The sequence below is a fragment of the Comamonas sp. CAH-2 genome (assembly GCF_009668305.1).
Taxonomy (GTDB): domain Bacteria; phylum Pseudomonadota; class Gammaproteobacteria; order Burkholderiales; family Burkholderiaceae_C; genus Comamonas; species Comamonas aquatica.
Map to the genome: position 1 here is coordinate 38157 of NZ_VSWF01000021.1, position 16503 is coordinate 54659.

Genomic DNA, 16503 nt, shown 5'->3' on the forward strand with positions numbered 1-16503 from the left:
GGCATCGGCCAACGCCGACCTGATGCCCGACGTGGTCGATCAGGTGGCTTTGGCGCGCCTGTACGGGGAGCCGCTGTTCAAGCTGCCGAACGACCTCTACATCCCACCGGATGCGCTGGAGGTGTTCCTGGAGGCGTTCGAAGGCCCGCTGGACTTGCTGCTGTACCTGATCCGCAAGCAGAACTTCAACATCCTCGACATTCCCATGCTGGCGGTGACCCAGCAGTACCTGCGCTATGTGGACGAGATCCGCAACCGCAACCTGGAGCTGGCGGCCGAGTACCTGCTGATGGCGGCCATGCTCATCGAGATCAAATCGCGCATGCTGCTGCCGCCCAAGAAGAAAGAGGGCGAGGAAGAAGCCGAAGACCCGCGCGCCGAGCTGGTGCGCCGTCTGCTCGAGTACGAGAAGATGAAGCTGGCCGCGCAGCAGATCAGCAGCCTGCCGCAGTACGGGCGCGATTTCCTCAAGGCCCAGGTGCACATCGAGCAAAGCCTGCAGCCCCGCTTTCCCGATGTGGCGGTGGGCGAGCTGCAAGCCGCCTGGCGCGACATCCTCAAGCGCGCCAAGCTGGTCCAGCACCACCGCATCACGCGCGAAGAGCTGTCGGTGCGCGAGTACATGAGCCAGATCCTCAAGCAACTGCAAGGCCAGCGCTTTGTGGAGTTCGAGCGCATCTTCGATCCCAGCAAGGGCAGCACCGTACTGGTCGTCACCTTCATTGCCCTGCTGGAGCTGGGCAAGGAAACCCTGATCGAAATCACCCAGGCCGAGGCCTACGCCCCCATTTACGTGCGCCTGGCCTACCGCCCGGCCGCGACGACCGCCAGCGCCCCGCTGGAACTCGAAGAAGAGCTGTACGAGCGCGACTGAGGCGACCAAGGGCGAAAGGCCAGGCACTGAGCCGCACACCGCTCCGTCGGGCATCGCCCCTCCCGCCGCCTCCGCAAGACGGCCCACTGCCAGCCTTGCCCCCGGACAGCATTGCACGCTGCGTCGTGCTGCGCGCGGCCACCAGGGGCACCGGCCAGCCCCACGGTTCACCGTGCACTCCGACTCCAGCACAAGGCATCACCCCACCACCGGGTTGCCGGCAAGACTGGCGACGGCCTGCCCCCCCTCCACCGCACCCTGCTGCGGCGGCGCTGACGGCGCCATTCCCGCTGGTACCCCGCAAGACCGCTAGGCCTTGTCGGCCTGGTGGCGCGCACCAGTCCCCTATCGGTGCCGCGCAGTCACCATCCAAACAAGCTGTTTACCTTGCAAGACCTACGCCTTCAGCTATGGTTTTTCAATACCCCAGCACCACACCGCCATTCCCCGTTAATTCACTCAACTTTTAACCACTGTTTTTCAGGGGCTGCAGTTTTTTTAATTTCACAATACAAAATATTTTGGCTTTTTTTGCCAAAAAACCGTAACTACCGCGAATTCATACCGACAAATGCCGTCTTTTTGCAGCAATTGATGCAACTGCGGCCCGTCCACTCCCTGCAATTGGGCGCCAATCGCTGCACGTTGCACACAAAAGCCAAAGCTCGCTGACAACGCCCCTGCAAAAACAACCAACTTCTTTTATCCAACCGACAAAATTAACCCAACCCACAGCTTCTCCTGCCAAACCCAGCCACCAACTTTTCGCTGCGGACAATCGATTTTTTTGTGCTGACAATGAATGGCATCCCTGCTTGCAGGCTTTTCGAGGAACCATTCCCATGCCCCACCCCAGCGAGACTTGTGCCCCCCCTGTGGCCCAGCCCATGCACTGGCACCATCCTGCCGCCCCCGTCGCCGACAGTGGCCACCAGCGCTGGTCGGTCGAGGCCATCCAGCAACTGCTGGACCTGCCCTTCATGGACTTGCTGTACCGCGCCCAGACCGTGCACCGCCAGCACTGGCCCGATGGCGAGATCGAGCTGGCCACGCTGCTGTCGGTGAAGACCGGCGGCTGCCCCGAGAACTGCGGCTACTGCCCGCAGGCGGCCGAGTTCGACACCGGCGTGAAGGCCGAAAAGCTGATGAGCGTGGAGGAGGTCACCCGCGCCGCCAAGGCCGCGCAGGATGCCGGCGCCACCCGCTTTTGCATGGGCGCCGCCTGGCGTGCGCCCAAGGACCGCGACATCGAGAAGATGAACGGACTGATCGCTGCCGTGAAAGGCCTGGGCCTGCAGACCTGCGCCACGCTGGGCATGCTGCAACCCCACCAGGCCCAGTCGCTGCGCGAGGCCGGCCTGGACTACTACAACCACAACCTGGACACGGCGCCCGAGTACTACCAGGATGTGGTCAGCACCCGCCAGTACCAGGACCGCCTGGACACCCTGGCCGCCGTGCGCGGCGCCGGCATCAGCGTGTGCTGCGGCGGCATCATCGGCATGGGCGAAGCACCGGTGCACCGCGCAGGCCTGATCGCGCAGCTGGCCAATCTGAATCCCTACCCCGAGTCCGTGCCCATCAACAGCCTGGTGCGCGTGCCCGGCACGCCGCTGGCCGACAGCGAACCGGTGGACCCGTTGGACTTCGTGCGCGTGATTGCCGTGGCCCGCATCACCATGCCCACCGCGCGCGTGCGTCTGTCGGCCGGCCGCCAGCAACTGGGTGAGGCCGTGCAGACGCTGTGCTTCATGGCCGGCGCCAACTCCATCTTCTACGGCGACAAGCTGCTGGTGACGGGCAACCCCGATGTGGAGGCCGACACCACGTTGCTGCGCAAGCTGGGGTTGCAGGGGCTGAAGACCACGACCACGGCGGAATGAGGATGGCTTGAAAAAGAAGAGCTGATTGCGCTCGTAGGTACTGGCTTTGACGCTGATTGGGCTTGCATCCGTCCATGCCCCATTCAGGGACAGAGACCGCGAGTTCGCCCTGACGGGCGACCTCCTTTCATTTGTCTCGCCCAATGAAAAGAGGCAAAGCAAGGGCGACTCTGCCGAGTGCTTTGCCGTGGAACTCGCTGCGCGCTGATGGTGCTGCGCTCAGACAGCCACGGCAATTCAGGCCTTGGGTGGCAGCCCTGTCTCGCAGCAAAGCTGCGGCAGGTCTGCGAAGCACCAGCGCTGTGCTCCAGCATGCACGAGTGAAAAGGCAACGCGCCAAAGTGCGCGCGCAAGCGTCGCGCACCTCAAGGAGGTCCTTCTGATTTCCGGCGGCTGTATGAGCGTAGCGCCATAGGCGCGCAGCGAGTTCCGCCGGACAGCCGTCGGCAGACGCGCTTCTTTGGTGACTTTCTTGTCGCGGACAAGAAAGTCACTCGGCCACCGGGACGAACTCCCGGCCTCCGACGACAAAACCCGCAAAGCGTTCTCAAAAGTTCAAAGCCATTCAGCCATCAAACCTAGTTCCACCGAGCGCCAACCGCTCTACTTTTTACAAACAAGCGGCTGAACCATGCCTCTCGCCACACGTTCAGGAGTTCTTGCAATGACCCCCTCTGACCTCGCCACCCGCAGCCTCGCGGCCGTCTGGCACCCCTGCACCCCCATGAAGCGGCACGAGACCGAGCCCCTGCTGGCCGTCGCGCGTGCGCAGGGGCCGTGGCTGTATGACACCGCAGGCCGCCGCTACCTGGACGCCATCAGCTCCTGGTGGGTCAACCTGTTCGGCCACAGCCACCCGCACATCCGTGCCGCACTGACCGATCAGCTGCAGCAGCTGGACCACGTCATGCTGGCCGGTTGCACCCACGCGGCCGTGGTCGAGCTGTCGGAAAAGCTGGCCGCACTGACCGGACTGGGCCACGCCAGCTATGGCAGCGATGGCGCGTCGGCCACCGAAATGGCACTAAAGATGAGCACCCACTACTGGCGCAACGTCGGTCGGCCCGAAAAAAACGGCTTTGTCGGTCTGGCCGGGGGCTACCACGGCGAGACCGTGGGGGCGCTGTCCGTCACCGACGTGCCCATCTTCCGCAGCGCCTATGCGCCCCTGGTGCGCCTGTCCGCCACCGTGCCCAGCCCCGATGCCCGCGCCGCCCAGCCGGGTGAAACCGCCGCCGACGTGGCCCACCGCGCCGCTGCGGCGCTGGAAGCCTGGCTGCAGCAGCACCACGCCCAGACCGCCGCGCTGATCGTGGAGCCGCTGATCCAGTGCGCTGCCGGCATGGCCATGTACGACCCCGCCTACCTGCGCCAGGCCCATGCGCTGTGCGACCGCTACCAGGTGCACCTGGTGGTCGACGAGATCGCCACCGGTTTTGGCCGCACGGGCAGCCTGTTTGCCCACCAGCAGGCCGGCATCACGCCGGATTTCATCTGCCTGTCCAAGGGCCTGACCGGCGGCACCCTGCCGCTGTCGGCGGTGCTGACCACGGACGCCGTCTACCAGGCCTTCTACGGCACCGAGGCGGCACGGGCCTTTCTGCACTCGCACTCCTACACCGGCAACCCGCTGGCCTGCCGCGCCGCGCTGGCCACGCTGGAGCTGTTCGAGCAGCTCGACACCCTGCAGGCCAACCGCGCGCTGGCGGCGCAGCTGAGCACCGCCTTCGCACCGCTCAACACCCACCCCCGCGTGCGCCATGCCCGTCAGATGGGCATGGTCTGGGCCTGGGACATTGCCACCACCCTGCCCGACTTTGCCCAGCGCTACCACGCCGCCGCCCGTTCGCGTGGCCTGCTGCTGCGGCCCATCGGCCACACGCTGTACTGCATGCCGCCGTATGTGCTGGATGCCGACGAAGTGCAGCACCTGGCGACCCAGGCGCTGGCAGCGCTGGAGGACTGCTTGCTGCAAGAAGCAGAGCTGTCAGCGTAGGTGCATCAAGGGCTGGAGGCTAAAAACATATATAAGAATTTTGATTTCTTGTGAGCGACTTGCCATGGTGAAGGACAGAGGCCGGGATTTCGCCCCGGCGGGCGAGTCTCTTTCTTTTGCTTCGCCAAAAGAAAGTGACCAAAGAAAAGGCGACTCTGCCGAGTGCTTTGCCGTGGAACTCGCTGCGCGCCTACGGCGCTGCGCTCGGACAACCACGGCAAGTCAGGCGGTGGGTGGCAGCCCTGTCTCGCAGCTGCGCTGCGGCAGGTCTGCAGGAAGAACCAGCCTAGTGATGCAGCATGCAGGCGTGAAAAAGCGCAGCGCCACCGGTGCGCGCGCAAGCGTCGCGCACTGGGTGGAAGTTTTTCTGACTTCCGGCGGCTGTGTGAGCGCAGCGCTGCAAGCGCGCAGCGAATTCCGCCGGACAGCCGTCGACAGACGCGCTTCTTTGGTGATTTTCTTGTCGCAGACAAGAAAGTCACTCGCCCGCCGGGGCGAACTCCCGGCCCCTGTCGCCAAAACCTCAACAACCACCTAAGAAAACCATCCATCAGGAGCCCCCAACCATGATTGCCTGCTTTGTCACCGGCACCGACACCGGCGTCGGCAAGACCCTGTCCAGCTGCGCCCTGCTGCACGCCCTGGCGCGGCACCACCGCCGGGTGGTGGGCATGAAACCGGTGGCGTCCGGCGCCGAGCCGGATGGCCAGGGCGGCTGGGCCAACGAGGACAGCCTGGCGCTGCGCGCGGCCTCCACGCTGGTGGTGCCGCCGCAGCTCGACAACCCGGTGCTGCTGCCCGACCCGGTCTCGCCCCACATCGCTGCCGAACGCGCAGGCGTCACCGTGCAGCTGGTCCCCATCCTGCAGGCCTACCAGCAGTTGGTGGCCCAGGCCGATGCCGTGGTGGTGGAAGGCGCAGGCGGCTGGCAGGTGCCGCTGTCCCCCCACCTGCGCATCGCCGATCTGGCCGTGGCCCTGCAGTTACCGGTGGTGCTGGTGGTCGGTCTGCGGCTGGGCTGCATCAACCACGCCCTGCTGACGGCCGATGCCATCCGCGCCAGCGGGCTGCCGCTGGCGGGCTGGATCGCCAGCCGCGTCGATCCGCAGATGCGCGAACCCGAGGCCAACCTGGCCTACCTGCGCCAGCACCTGGGTGCGCCACTGCTGGCCGACATTCCCTGGCAAGCGCAGCCCGATGCGCGCGTCGTCCCCGTCCAACTGCCCCTCGCGTGGCAATGACAACTCCTTCCCACACCCACCACGGCGTGCGGTCGCCGTGCCCCACAGGGGCAGCGGCTGCTCGAAAGGACTCCCAGCCATGAACACCTTGTCCCCCACCTCCTGGCTGCAGGCCCTGCCCCGGCAGCTGGCGGCGCTGGATGCCCAGCAACTGCGCCGCACCCGCCGCACCGTGGCGCCGCAGCAGGGCGCACACATCACCGTCAACGGCCAGCCCATGCTGCAGTTCTGCAGCAACGACTACCTGGGCCTGGCCCTGCACCCGGCGCTGATCGAGGCCGCGCGCGATGCGGCGCTGCACTTTGGCGTGGGCGCGGGCGGCTCGCCCATGGTCAGCGGCCACAGCACGGCGAATGCAGCGCTGGAACACGATCTGGCGCAGTTTCTGCAGCTGCCGCGCGCGCTGTATTTCTATGCCGGCTTTGCCACCAATGCCAGCGTCATCCCGGCCCTGGTCGGTGCGGGCGATGGCATTTTTTCGGACGCGCTGAACCACGCCAGCCTGATCGACGGCTGCCGCCTGTCGCGCGCCAGCATCCAGCGTTACCCGCATGGCGACCTGGCCGCCCTGGAGGCTCTGCTGGCAGCCAGCCCCTGCGCCCGCAAGCTGGTGGTCAGCGATGCCGTGTTCAGCATGGATGGCGATGTGGCCGACATCCCCGGCCTGCTGGCCCTGTGCGAACGCCATGACGCCCTGCTGATGCTGGACGACGCGCACGGCCTGGGCATCCGCGGCCCGCAAGGCCGGGGCAGCCTGGCCGCCGCGGGACTGACGGGCGCCCACGCCAGCCCGCGCGTGCTGTACATGACCACGCTGAGCAAGGCTGCCGGCGCGGCGGGCGGGCTGGTGGCAGGCAGCGAAGACCTGATCGAATGGCTGCTGCAGACCACACGCAGCTACACCTTCGCCACGGCCGCACCGGCCCTGCTGGCGCGCGCGCTGCAGGCCAGCCTGCGGGTCATCGCAGACGGTGATGCCCTGCGTGCGCAGCTGCAGGCCCGCATCCAGCAGCTGCGCACGGGGCTGCAGCCGCTGCTGGCGCGCACCGGCTGGCGCCTGCTTCCCTCGGACACGCCCATCCAGGCCCTGGTCATCGGCGACAACGGCGCCGCCCTGGCGCTGATGGAGGGCCTGCGCCAGCGCGGCCTGTGGGTACCTGCCATCCGTCCGCCCACCGTGCCGACGGGCACGGCGCGCCTGCGCATCGCCCTGTCGGCCGCGCACACGGCTGCGGATGTGGCCGCCCTCGTGGATGCCTTGGAGGTCTTGGAGGTCTTGGCCGATCGGGGGCCTGCCGCCGAGGCACAATGAGCGCCAACTTTTGCCCCCTCAATTCCAGGAGATACACCATGCCCCATATGTATGTGGAATACACCAACAACCTGCAAGGCCTGAACGAAGCCGCCCTGATGGAAGCGCTCAACGCTACCGTCTGCGGCCACCCCACCGTCAGCGACGAGGCCGATGTCAAGACCCGCATCGCCCAGGTGAGCCACTACCGCATCGGCCTGAACAGCGCCGGCCGCGCCTTCGCCCACGTGGAACTGCGCCTGATGGCCGGTCGTACGGCCGAAGTCAAGAAAGAGCTGTCCGACCGCATCGCCGCGGTGCTGAAGTCCGTGATTCCTGCGCAAGCCGGCCTGGAAGTGCAGCTGAGCGTCGACATCGTGGACATGGACAAGCCCAGCTACTTCAAGGGCAAGCTCTAAGCCCTGCCCGGGCCGCCGCAGCAGGGCGGCATGCGATTTGCATGGCAGCAGGCACTGACGCCCTGCCGTGACCACCATGTCCACTGCCCTGCACTACCTGATTGCCGCCCGGCAATGCGAAATTGACGAACTGCACCGGCTGCAGCGCACCAGCACCCTGGTGCGCCAGCTGGGCGAGTTGATCCATGCACTGCAGAAAGAGCGCGGCCTGTCGAACATCCTGCTGGCCAGCCACGGCCAGCGCGCCCGCCAGGCCCTGCACACCCAGGTCCAGGCCAGCACGCACAGCGCACGTTCCTTGCGCAGCGTGTTGGACACCCTGGACCTGCAGGCGCTGCGCGGCAGCCATGGCGCGCGCCTGTGCAACCACATTGCCTATGTGCTGCAGGGGCTGGATGCACTGCCGGCGCTGCGCGCCCGCATCGCCGCGCTGGACCTCAGCCCCGATGCCGCCACCCAGGCCTACATCCGCCTGATCGCTGGCCTGCTGGCCGTGGTCTTCGAGGCCGCCGACAGCGCCACCCACCCCGACATCTCGCGCCTGCTGATTGCCATGCTGCACTTCATGCAGGGCAAGGAGCTGGCCGGCCAGGAACGCGCCACCGGCGCCACGGTCTTCAGCAGCGGCACCAGCACCGCCACCCGCCAGCAGCACTGGCTGCACCTGATCGACTCGCAGGAGCGCTGCCTGCAGGTCTTTACCGAATGCGCCCCCGCCACCCCGCTGGCCCTGTGGCAGGCCGCCTGCATGCACAGCCCCCACCTGACCACCATCGAGCGGCTGCGCCGCATCGGCTGCACCTCACCCGCCGACGCCCCGCTGGACATGGAGCTGGGCGAGATCTGGTTTGACGCCTGCACCTTGCGCATGGACACCATGTACGAGATCGAGACCACGCTGGCCGACGAGCTGCTGCAGCGCTGCCACACCCAGCTGCAGGCCGCCCAGGCGGCCCTGGCCCACCCGCAAAGCATGCTGCACAGCGCCAGCGATGCGGCCGGGGCCCTGCCGGACTTCTTCAGCACCTCCAACACCAGCCTGGTGCTGCGCCCCGGCACCGACTACGCGCCCCAGCTGGGCCAGTCCGTGATGGCCCTGGTGCAGGAGCAGTCGCTGCGCCTGCAGGCCATGCACCATGAGCTGGAGACCGTGCGCACGGCGCTGACCGAGCGCAAGACCGTGGAGCGCGCCAAGGGCTTGCTGATGACCCACCGCGGCATGAGTGAGGCCGAGGCCCACAAGCTGCTGCGCCAGACGGCGATGAACCAGAACCGCCGCCTCATCGACGTGGCCGAAGCCATGCTGGCCATGGCCGACCTGCTGCCCCTGCCCGGCCACACCGGCTGAGCCCGGCAGCGCCTGCCGCCCGCACACCCGGGGCATGCGGGCGGCCACGCACCAAAAACAGGCTGTGTCGGCACCACTTTGCTGCATTGCAGCAACCGCATGGGCTACACGGGGCTGCACCGGGCCGCCCTGCCTGGGACATCCAGGGCCGGTGGCAGCTGGCACAGTTTCTGCTTCTTGCTTGGCGAATCTCGGCCAAAGGCGGTCAGGGATCCACCCATTCCCCCCTATGGACAACGGCGTCCCCATCCCCTGCCTGCAGGAAGGATCGGGACGCCGTTGTGCTTGGCGGGACCGTCTTTCGGTTTTGCCCACGCATTCAAGGAGCCCTCCATGGCACAGCTCGCCCCACACCGCCCCGCCGATCCTCAGGCCTCGCGCCGCCAGTTCCTGCGCCAGGCCGCAGGAGCGGCGGCAGGCACCGCCCTGTTCACCCAGCTGGGCCATGGTGGCGTCTGGGCCGCCGGCTCCGACGCTCCGGAAAAGAAAGAGGTCCGGATCGGCTTCATCCCGCTGACCGACTGCGCCAGCGTGGTCATGGCCTCGGTGCTGGGGCTGGACAAGAAGTACGGCGTCACCATCGTCCCCAGCAAGGAAGCCAGCTGGGCCGGCGTGCGCGACAAGCTGGTCAATGGCGAGCTGGACTTTGCCCATGTGCTCTACGGCCTGGTCTATGGCCTGCACCTGGGCGTGGGTGGCCCCAAGAAGGACATGGCCGTGCTGATGGGCCTGAACCAGAATGGCCAGGCCATCACCCTGTCCAAGGCCCTGGCCGACAAGGGCGCCGTGGACGGCCCCAGCCTGGCCAAGGCCATGGCCCAGAACCCGCGCGACTACACCTTTGCCGGCACCTTCCCCACGGGCACCCATGCCATGTGGATGCACTACTGGCTGGCGGCCGCCGGCATCAACCCGCTGTCGGGCGCCAAGCTGATCACCGTGCCGCCCCCACAGATGGTGGCCAACATGCGCGTGGGCAACATGGACGGCTTCTGTGTGGGTGAACCCTGGAACCACCGCGCCATCATGGACGGCATCGGCATCACCGCCAACACCACGCAGGACATCTGGAAGGACCACCCCGAGAAGGTGCTGGGCGCCACAGGGGACTTTGCCAACCAGTACCCCAACACCTGCCGCGCCGTGATCATGGCCATCCTGGAGGCCGGCCGCTGGATCGACGCCAGCCTGCAGAACAAGCTGAAGATGGCCGAAACCGTGGCCCAGAAGTCCTACATCAACACCAGCGTGGACGCCATCAACCAGCGCATCCTGGGGCGTTACCAGAACGGCCTGGGCAAGACCTGGGACGACCCCCACCACATGAAGTTCTTCAACGACGGGGCGGTGAACTTCCCCTACCTGAGCGATGGCATGTGGTTCCTGACGCAGCACAAGCGCTGGGGCCTGCTCAAGAGCCACCCCGACTACCTGGCCGTGGCCAAGCAGATCAACCGCATCGACCTGTACACCCAGGCGGCCAGCCAGCTCAAGGTGGCCGTGCCCAAGGACGCGATGCGCAGCAGCAAGCTCATGGACGGTGTGGTGTGGGATGGCAAGAACCCCGCCCAGTACGCCGACAGTTTCAAGATCAAGGCCTGAGGCCACCACGCTAACGGAGAACCCCCATGGTCAGCGCCGTCTTCCACTCCCCGCGTGAGCGTTCTGCCCCCGGCGACGCCCTGCACACCTCCCCAAAATCCATAGCTACCAGCGCAGGCAGTACCTTGTCCAAAGCCGAAAAACCCTTGACACCCACCGCCACCGCACCCGTCCGTCCCGGTGCACGCAGGCGGCTGGAGGCCCTGCTGGCCTGGGCCTTGCCGCCGGCCCTGGGCCTGGCGCTGCTGATCGGCCTGTGGTCCGTGGTGGCCAGCAGCACCGGCCAGTCCATCCCCGGGCCGCAGGCCACCTGGGCCCAGGCCGTCGAGGTCTTCAGCGATCCCTTCTACCGCAACGGCCCCAACGACCAGGGCGTGGGCTGGAATGTGCTGGCTTCGCTGCAGCGCGTGGCCCTGGGCTTTGGGCTGGCGGCGCTGGTCGGCATTCCGCTGGGCTTTGTGATCGGGCGCTTCAGCTTCCTGTCGCGCATGGTCAACCCGCTGATCAGCCTGCTGCGCCCGGTCTCGCCCCTGGCCTGGCTGCCCATCGGCCTGCTGGTGTTCAAGGGGGCCAACCCGGCCGCCATCTGGACCATTTTCATCTGCTCCATCTGGCCCATGGTGATCAACACCGCCGTCGGCGTGCAGCGCGTACCCCAGGACTACATGAACGTGGCACGGGTGCTGAACCTGTCGGAGTGGAAGATCGCCACCACCATCCTGTTCCCGGCCGTGCTGCCCTACCTGCTGACTGGCGTGCGCCTGGCCGTGGGTACGGCCTGGCTGGTGATCGTGGCGGCCGAGATGCTGACCGGCGGCGTGGGCATCGGCTTCTGGGTGTGGGACGAGTGGAACAACCTCAACGTCAAGAACATCATCATTGCCATCTTCGTGATCGGCATCGTCGGCCTGCTGCTGGAGTGGGCCCTGGTCAAGCTGGCTTCGGCCTTCACGTTCGAAGAGGTGAAATCATGAACGCATCGCTGTCCACCAAGTACCTCGAGATCCAGGGCGTGGAGCAGACCTTCAAGACCGCCAAGGGCCTGTTTCCCGCGTTGCAGGGCATCCACCTGCAGATTGCCAAGGGCGAGTTCGTCAGCCTCATCGGCCACTCCGGCTGCGGCAAGTCCACGCTGCTGAACCTGATCGCCGGGCTGACCACGCCCACGGCCGGCGCCCTGCTGTGCGCCAACAAGGAGATCAAGGGCCCGGGGCCCGAGCGCGCCGTGGTCTTCCAGAACCACTCGCTGCTGCCCTGGCTGACCTGCTGGGGCAATGTGCACCTGGCGGTGGAGCGCGTGTTTGGCGCCCGCGAGAACAAGGCCCAGCTCAAGGCCCGCACCGATGCGGCCCTGGAGCTGGTCGGCCTGGGCCATGCCGCGCAGAAACGCCCGGGCGAGATCTCGGGCGGCATGAAGCAGCGTGTGGGGATTGCCCGCGCCCTGTCCATGGAACCCCAGGTGCTGCTGATGGACGAGCCCTTCGGCGCGCTGGACGCCCTGACGCGCGCCAAGCTGCAGGACGAGTTGCTGGAGATCGTGGCGCGCACGCACAGCACGGTGGTCATGGTGACCCATGACGTGGATGAGGCCGTGCTGCTGTCCGACAAGATCGTGATGATGACCAACGGGCCGGCCGCCACCATCGGCGAAGTGCTGCACGTGCCACTGGCGCGCCCGCGCCAGCGGGTCGCCCTGGCCGAGGACCGCGAGTACCAGCGCTGCCGCAAGGCCGTGATCGATTTCCTCTACACGCGCCAGGGGCACGTCGAAAAGGCCGCCTGACCCGGCCACCGCCCATCAAGCCCTGACGGCACGCCGTCGGGGCTTTTTTGCCTCTTCGCCTTGCGCCGCGGTGCGCACAATACCGGCGTGCCTCAGAGCAAGGCCGCCGCGCCAGGGCCACACCGCCACGCTGGCGGCATCCGCCTTGCCGAATTGCAAAGCCATCCGAGAGAAGGAAGCGGCGCCGCCGCGCAGGGGGCGATTTCCGGCCTAGCGGCCACCGCCGTTGATGTAGTGCTCGAGCTGCTCGATGATGAATTTCTGCTCGGAAATGATGTCCTTGACCAGGTCCCCGATGGAGACCAGGCCCACCAGCTGGCCGTTGTCCACCACGGGCAGGTGGCGCAGGCGCTTGCTGGTCATGAGCTGCATGCACTCCTCGCTGGTCTGGCTGGGCTGCACGAACAGCACCGCGGTGGTCATCACGTCACTCACCCGCGTCTGTACCGACGTCCGCCCCATCAGCGCAATCTTGCGCGCGTAGTCGCGCTCCGTGAAGATGCCGACGATGGTCTCGCCGCTCTTCACCAGCAGCGAGCCGATGCCCTGCTCGGCCATCAGGCGCAGGGCCTCATAGACCGTCGCCGTCGGGGCGATGGCAAACACCAGGCTGGAGGTCTTGGACTTGAGGATCTCTGCAACAGTGGTCATGGAACAGCTCCGGGCAAAAAACACAGATGTGAAAAACCATTTCAGCCCATCCGGGGGCGCCATGCAACCGGGCTTTATCCCCATGTCCCTGTCGTCCACCGGCGCTTGCCCCTGCGCCGTGCTGAGCACACCGGCGCTCGGCGCCCCCCAGCATGGTGCAGCCCTGCCCCAACGCGGCGCAGCCCGGCGTGCGGGCCACCAGCCCAGGTGCCCCCTGAGGAGAGCACCTGCGCCACGCCCCCGGAGACGCAACGCTGGGCCCGTCATCCTGGCACGCAGCTTGCATAGCTAGCCTGCGGCCGATGCAGGCCGCGTGCGGGGCGCGTGCAACGGTGCACCAGTCTCGCAGGACGACGGCGTCCCCACGCAGCAGGCCTTTGGCCCGCCCCGCGTGTGGACGCCTTTTTGTTTTGGCGAACTGCCTTGGGGGCACGATGAAAAAATCCCAACTGGTGCTGGTGGGCAACGGCATGGCCGGTGTGCGCGCCCTGGAAGAGCTGCTGAAGATCGCACCCGATCTGTACGAGATCACCGTCTTCGGCGCCGAACCCCATCCCAACTACAACCGCATCCTGCTGTCGCCCGTGCTGGCGGGCGAGCAGACGCTCGACGAGATCGTGCTCAACGACTGGGCCTGGTACCAGGAGCACGGCATCACCCTGCATGCCGGGGTCACGGTGACCGAGGTCGACCGCGTGCGCCGGCTGGTGCACGGCGTGGATGCCGAAGGCCGCCAGGTCAGCGCACCCTATGACCGCCTGGTGCTGGCCACGGGCTCCAACCCCTTCATCCTGCCGATTCCGGGGCACGACCTGCAGGGCGTGCTGGCTTACCGCGACATTGCCGACACCCAGGCCATGATCGACGCGGCCAGCCGCTACCGCCACGCCGTGGTCATCGGCGGCGGCCTGCTGGGGCTGGAGGCCGCCAACGGCCTGATGAAGCGCGGCATGCAGGTGACGGTGGTGCACGCCAACGAATGGCTGATGGAGCGCCAGCTCGACGATGTGGCCGGCCGCATGCTGCAGCAGTCGCTGGCCGAGCGCGGCATGCAGTTTCTGATGCAGGCCCAGACCCAGGAACTGCTGGCGGGCGAGGGCGGCCGCGTGCGCGCCGTGCGCTTCAAGGATGGCAGCGAGGTGCCGGCCGACCTGGTGGTGATGGCCGTGGGCATCCGCCCCAGCACCGCGCTGGCGCAGCGCATGCACCTGCATGTGGACCGCGGCATCGTGGTCAGCGACACGCTGCAGACCGTGACCGACCCGCGCATCTACGCCGTGGGCGAATGCGCCGCCCACCGCGGCGTGGCCTATGGCCTGGTGGCCCCGCTGTTCGAGCAGGGCAAGGTGCTGGCCAACCACCTGGCCGAATGGGGCATCGGGCGCTACCAGGGCTCGCTGACCTCCACCAAGCTCAAGGTCACCGGCATCGACCTGTTTTCGGCCGGCAACTTCCAGGGCGGCGCGGACACCGAAGAAATCGTGCTGCGCGACCCCTCTGCCCCCGGCGGCGGCGTCTACAAGAAACTGGTGATTCAGAACGACAAGCTGGTCGGCGCCTGCCTGTATGGCGACACGGTGGACGGCAGCTGGTACTTCAAGCTGCTCCGCGAAGGCCGCTCCATCGCCGACCTGCGCGACCGGCTGATGTTTGGCGAGTCCAACATCGGCGACACCGGCCACGAAGGGCACAGCAAGGCCTCGGCCATGGCCGACAGCGACGAGGTCTGCGGCTGCAACGGCGTGACCAAGGGCGCCATCTGCAAGGCCATCCAGGAAAAAGGCCTGTTCACGCTGGACGAGGTGCGCAAGCACACCAAGGCCAGCGCCAGCTGCGGCTCGTGCACCGGGCTGGTGGAGCAGATCATCATGTTCACCGCCGGCGGCGACTACTCCGCCACGCCCAAGACCAAGGCCGTGTGCGGCTGCACCAGCCACGGCCACCAGGCGGTGCGCGAGGCCATCGCCCAGCACCACCTGCTGACCACGGACGCGGTCTTCCGCCACCTGGAATGGCGCACGCCCAATGGCTGCGCCACCTGCCGCCCGGCCGTGAATTACTACCTGGTCAGCGCCTGGCCCAAGGAGGCCCAGGATGACCCGCAAAGCCGCGCCATCAACGAGCGCAGCCACGCCAACATCCAGAAAGACGGCACCTACAGCGTGATCCCGCGCATGTGGGGCGGCGAGACCACGGCCAGCGAGCTGCGCCGCATCGCCGACGCGGTGGACAAGTACCAGATCCCCACCGTCAAGGTCACGGGCGGCCAGCGCATCGACCTGCTGGGCGTGAAGAAGGAAGACCTGCAGGCCGTGTGGAACGACATCGGCATGCCCAGCGGCCACGCCTACGCCAAGGCGCTGCGCACGGTGAAGACCTGTGTGGGCAGCGAATGGTGCCGCATGGGCACCCAGGACAGCACCCAGCTGGGCAAGGACCTGGAGCGCGCCATGTGGCGCATGTACGCCCCGCACAAGGTGAAGTTCGCCGTCAGCGGCTGCCCGCGCAACTGCGCGGAATCGGGCATCAAGGACGTGGGCATCATCGGCGTGGACAGCGGCTGGGAGATGCACATCGCCGGCAACGGCGGCATCAAGACCGAGGTGGCGCATTTCTTCACCAAGCTCAAGACCGCCGAGGAGGTGCTGGAGTACACGGGCGCCTTCATGCAGCTGTACCGCCTGGAAGGCTGGTACCTGGAGCGCACCGTGCACTACGTGCACCGCGTGGGCCTGGACTATGTCAAGCGCCGCATCCTGGACGACGCGGCCGGCCGCCAGGCCCTGTGGGCCCAGCTGCAGTTTGCGCTGGATGGCGAGCCCGACCCCTGGTTCGAGCTGGACAAGGCGCATGTCGATGCGCGCCAGTTCCAGCGCGTGATTCCCATCCTTCCCGCCCTGCCCGCAGGCCAGGCAGTCACCGCGTGATGCAGCACCCAATCGCCATTCAGCCCAATACCCACGAGCGCCAAAAGCTCCCAAAGGAATAGCTATGACCACCTGGCAAGCCATCTGCGCCGTCGACGACATCCCGGTCCTCGGCGCCCGCCGCGTCGCCCGCCCCCAGGGGCTGGACGTGTCCCTGTTCCGCAATGCGGACAACGAAGTCTTCGCCCTGCTGGACCGCTGCCCGCACAAGGGCGGCCCGCTGTCGCAGGGCATCGTGTTCGGCCGCAGCGTGGCCTGCCCCATGCACAACTGGACCATCGGCCTGTGCGACGGCCAGGCCGCCGCGCCCGACGAAGGCTGCACCCCCGGCTTTGCCGTGCAGGTGCAGGACGGCATGGTCTACCTGGATGCGGCCGAGCTGGCCACCAAGGCCACCGACCTGGCACGCCCCATCGCCGGGCCGGCGCGCCGCTGCGCACCCGCTGCCTGAAACCATAGCTGCCTGCGCCCGCCCCGCCTGCGCCAAA

General features: G+C 67.1%; 14 protein-coding genes. 12 read left to right on the forward strand and 2 right to left on the reverse strand.

The genetic code is table 11. The features are described from left to right. The first annotated feature begins 22 nt into the window (after window positions 1-22). On the forward strand, window positions 23-874 hold the full coding sequence (locus tag FYM52_RS12405) for a ScpA family protein (protein ID WP_238826200.1): 852 nt from the start codon (window positions 23-25) through the stop codon (window positions 872-874). A 504-nt stretch (window positions 875-1378) separates the two neighbouring features. On the opposite strand, the gene FYM52_RS12410 is transcribed toward FYM52_RS12405, so the two are convergent. Next, window positions 1379-1570 (reverse strand): hypothetical protein, encoded by a 192-nt coding sequence (locus FYM52_RS12410; protein WP_154164319.1) that lies wholly within the window; start codon window positions 1568-1570, stop codon window positions 1379-1381. A 191-nt stretch (window positions 1571-1761) separates the two neighbouring features. On the opposite strand from FYM52_RS12410, the gene bioB reads away from it, so the two are divergent. The 9 genes from bioB to FYM52_RS12455 all read left to right on the forward strand — a co-directional run bounded on the left by bioB (window position 1762) and on the right by FYM52_RS12455 (window position 12437). Beyond that, window positions 1762-2757 carry a biotin synthase BioB gene (bioB, locus tag FYM52_RS12415; protein ID WP_238826201.1) on the forward strand — a complete coding sequence of 332 codons (996 nt, stop codon included), beginning with the start codon at window positions 1762-1764 and terminating at the stop codon, window positions 2755-2757. Between the two features lie 664 nt (window positions 2758-3421). Continuing rightward, entirely contained in the window at window positions 3422-4753 is a 1332-nt protein-coding gene (gene bioA / locus FYM52_RS12420; protein ID WP_154164321.1) for an adenosylmethionine--8-amino-7-oxononanoate transaminase, read from the forward strand. 566 nt (window positions 4754-5319) lie between these two features. Beyond that, window positions 5320-5994 carry a dethiobiotin synthase gene (gene bioD, locus FYM52_RS12425; RefSeq protein WP_154164322.1) on the forward strand — a complete coding sequence of 225 codons (675 nt, stop codon included), beginning with the start codon at window positions 5320-5322 and terminating at the stop codon, window positions 5992-5994. Window positions 5995-6073: 79 nt separating this feature from the next. Beyond that, entirely contained in the window at window positions 6074-7306 is a 1233-nt protein-coding gene (bioF, locus tag FYM52_RS12430; protein ID WP_154164323.1) for an 8-amino-7-oxononanoate synthase, read from the forward strand. 38 nt (window positions 7307-7344) lie between these two features. After that, window positions 7345-7704: a 5-carboxymethyl-2-hydroxymuconate Delta-isomerase gene (locus FYM52_RS12435; protein ID WP_042416739.1), complete on the forward strand. Its 360-nt coding sequence runs from the start codon at window positions 7345-7347 to the stop codon at window positions 7702-7704. Between the two features lie 76 nt (window positions 7705-7780). Continuing rightward, window positions 7781-9052 (forward strand): nitrate regulatory protein, encoded by a 1272-nt coding sequence (locus tag FYM52_RS12440; protein WP_154164324.1) that lies wholly within the window; start codon window positions 7781-7783, stop codon window positions 9050-9052. Between the two features lie 333 nt (window positions 9053-9385). Next, window positions 9386-10654: a CmpA/NrtA family ABC transporter substrate-binding protein gene (locus FYM52_RS12445; RefSeq protein ID WP_043384212.1), complete on the forward strand. Its 1269-nt coding sequence runs from the start codon at window positions 9386-9388 to the stop codon at window positions 10652-10654. 26 nt (window positions 10655-10680) lie between these two features. Continuing rightward, window positions 10681-11628: a nitrate ABC transporter permease gene (gene ntrB / locus FYM52_RS12450; protein WP_043384215.1), complete on the forward strand. Its 948-nt coding sequence runs from the start codon at window positions 10681-10683 to the stop codon at window positions 11626-11628. Next, window positions 11625-12437 (forward strand): ABC transporter ATP-binding protein, encoded by an 813-nt coding sequence (locus FYM52_RS12455; RefSeq protein ID WP_154164325.1) that lies wholly within the window; start codon window positions 11625-11627, stop codon window positions 12435-12437. Before ntrB ends, FYM52_RS12455 begins: the two co-directional genes overlap by 4 nt. A gap of 210 nt (window positions 12438-12647) precedes the next feature. Here the strand turns inward: FYM52_RS12455 and FYM52_RS12460 are convergent, their stop codons facing one another. Further along, window positions 12648-13088, reverse strand: coding sequence for a CBS domain-containing protein (locus tag FYM52_RS12460; protein ID WP_154164326.1), 441 nt, complete (start codon window positions 13086-13088; stop codon window positions 12648-12650). A 434-nt stretch (window positions 13089-13522) separates the two neighbouring features. On the opposite strand from FYM52_RS12460, the gene nirB reads away from it, so the two are divergent. Both nirB and nirD read left to right on the forward strand, forming a co-directional pair. After that, window positions 13523-16015, forward strand: coding sequence for a nitrite reductase large subunit NirB (gene nirB, locus FYM52_RS12465; protein ID WP_154164327.1), 2493 nt, complete (start codon window positions 13523-13525; stop codon window positions 16013-16015). Window positions 16016-16079: 64 nt separating this feature from the next. Then, window positions 16080-16466, forward strand: coding sequence for a nitrite reductase small subunit NirD (nirD, locus tag FYM52_RS12470; protein WP_154164328.1), 387 nt, complete (start codon window positions 16080-16082; stop codon window positions 16464-16466). The last annotated feature ends 37 nt before the right edge of the window (window positions 16467-16503 follow it).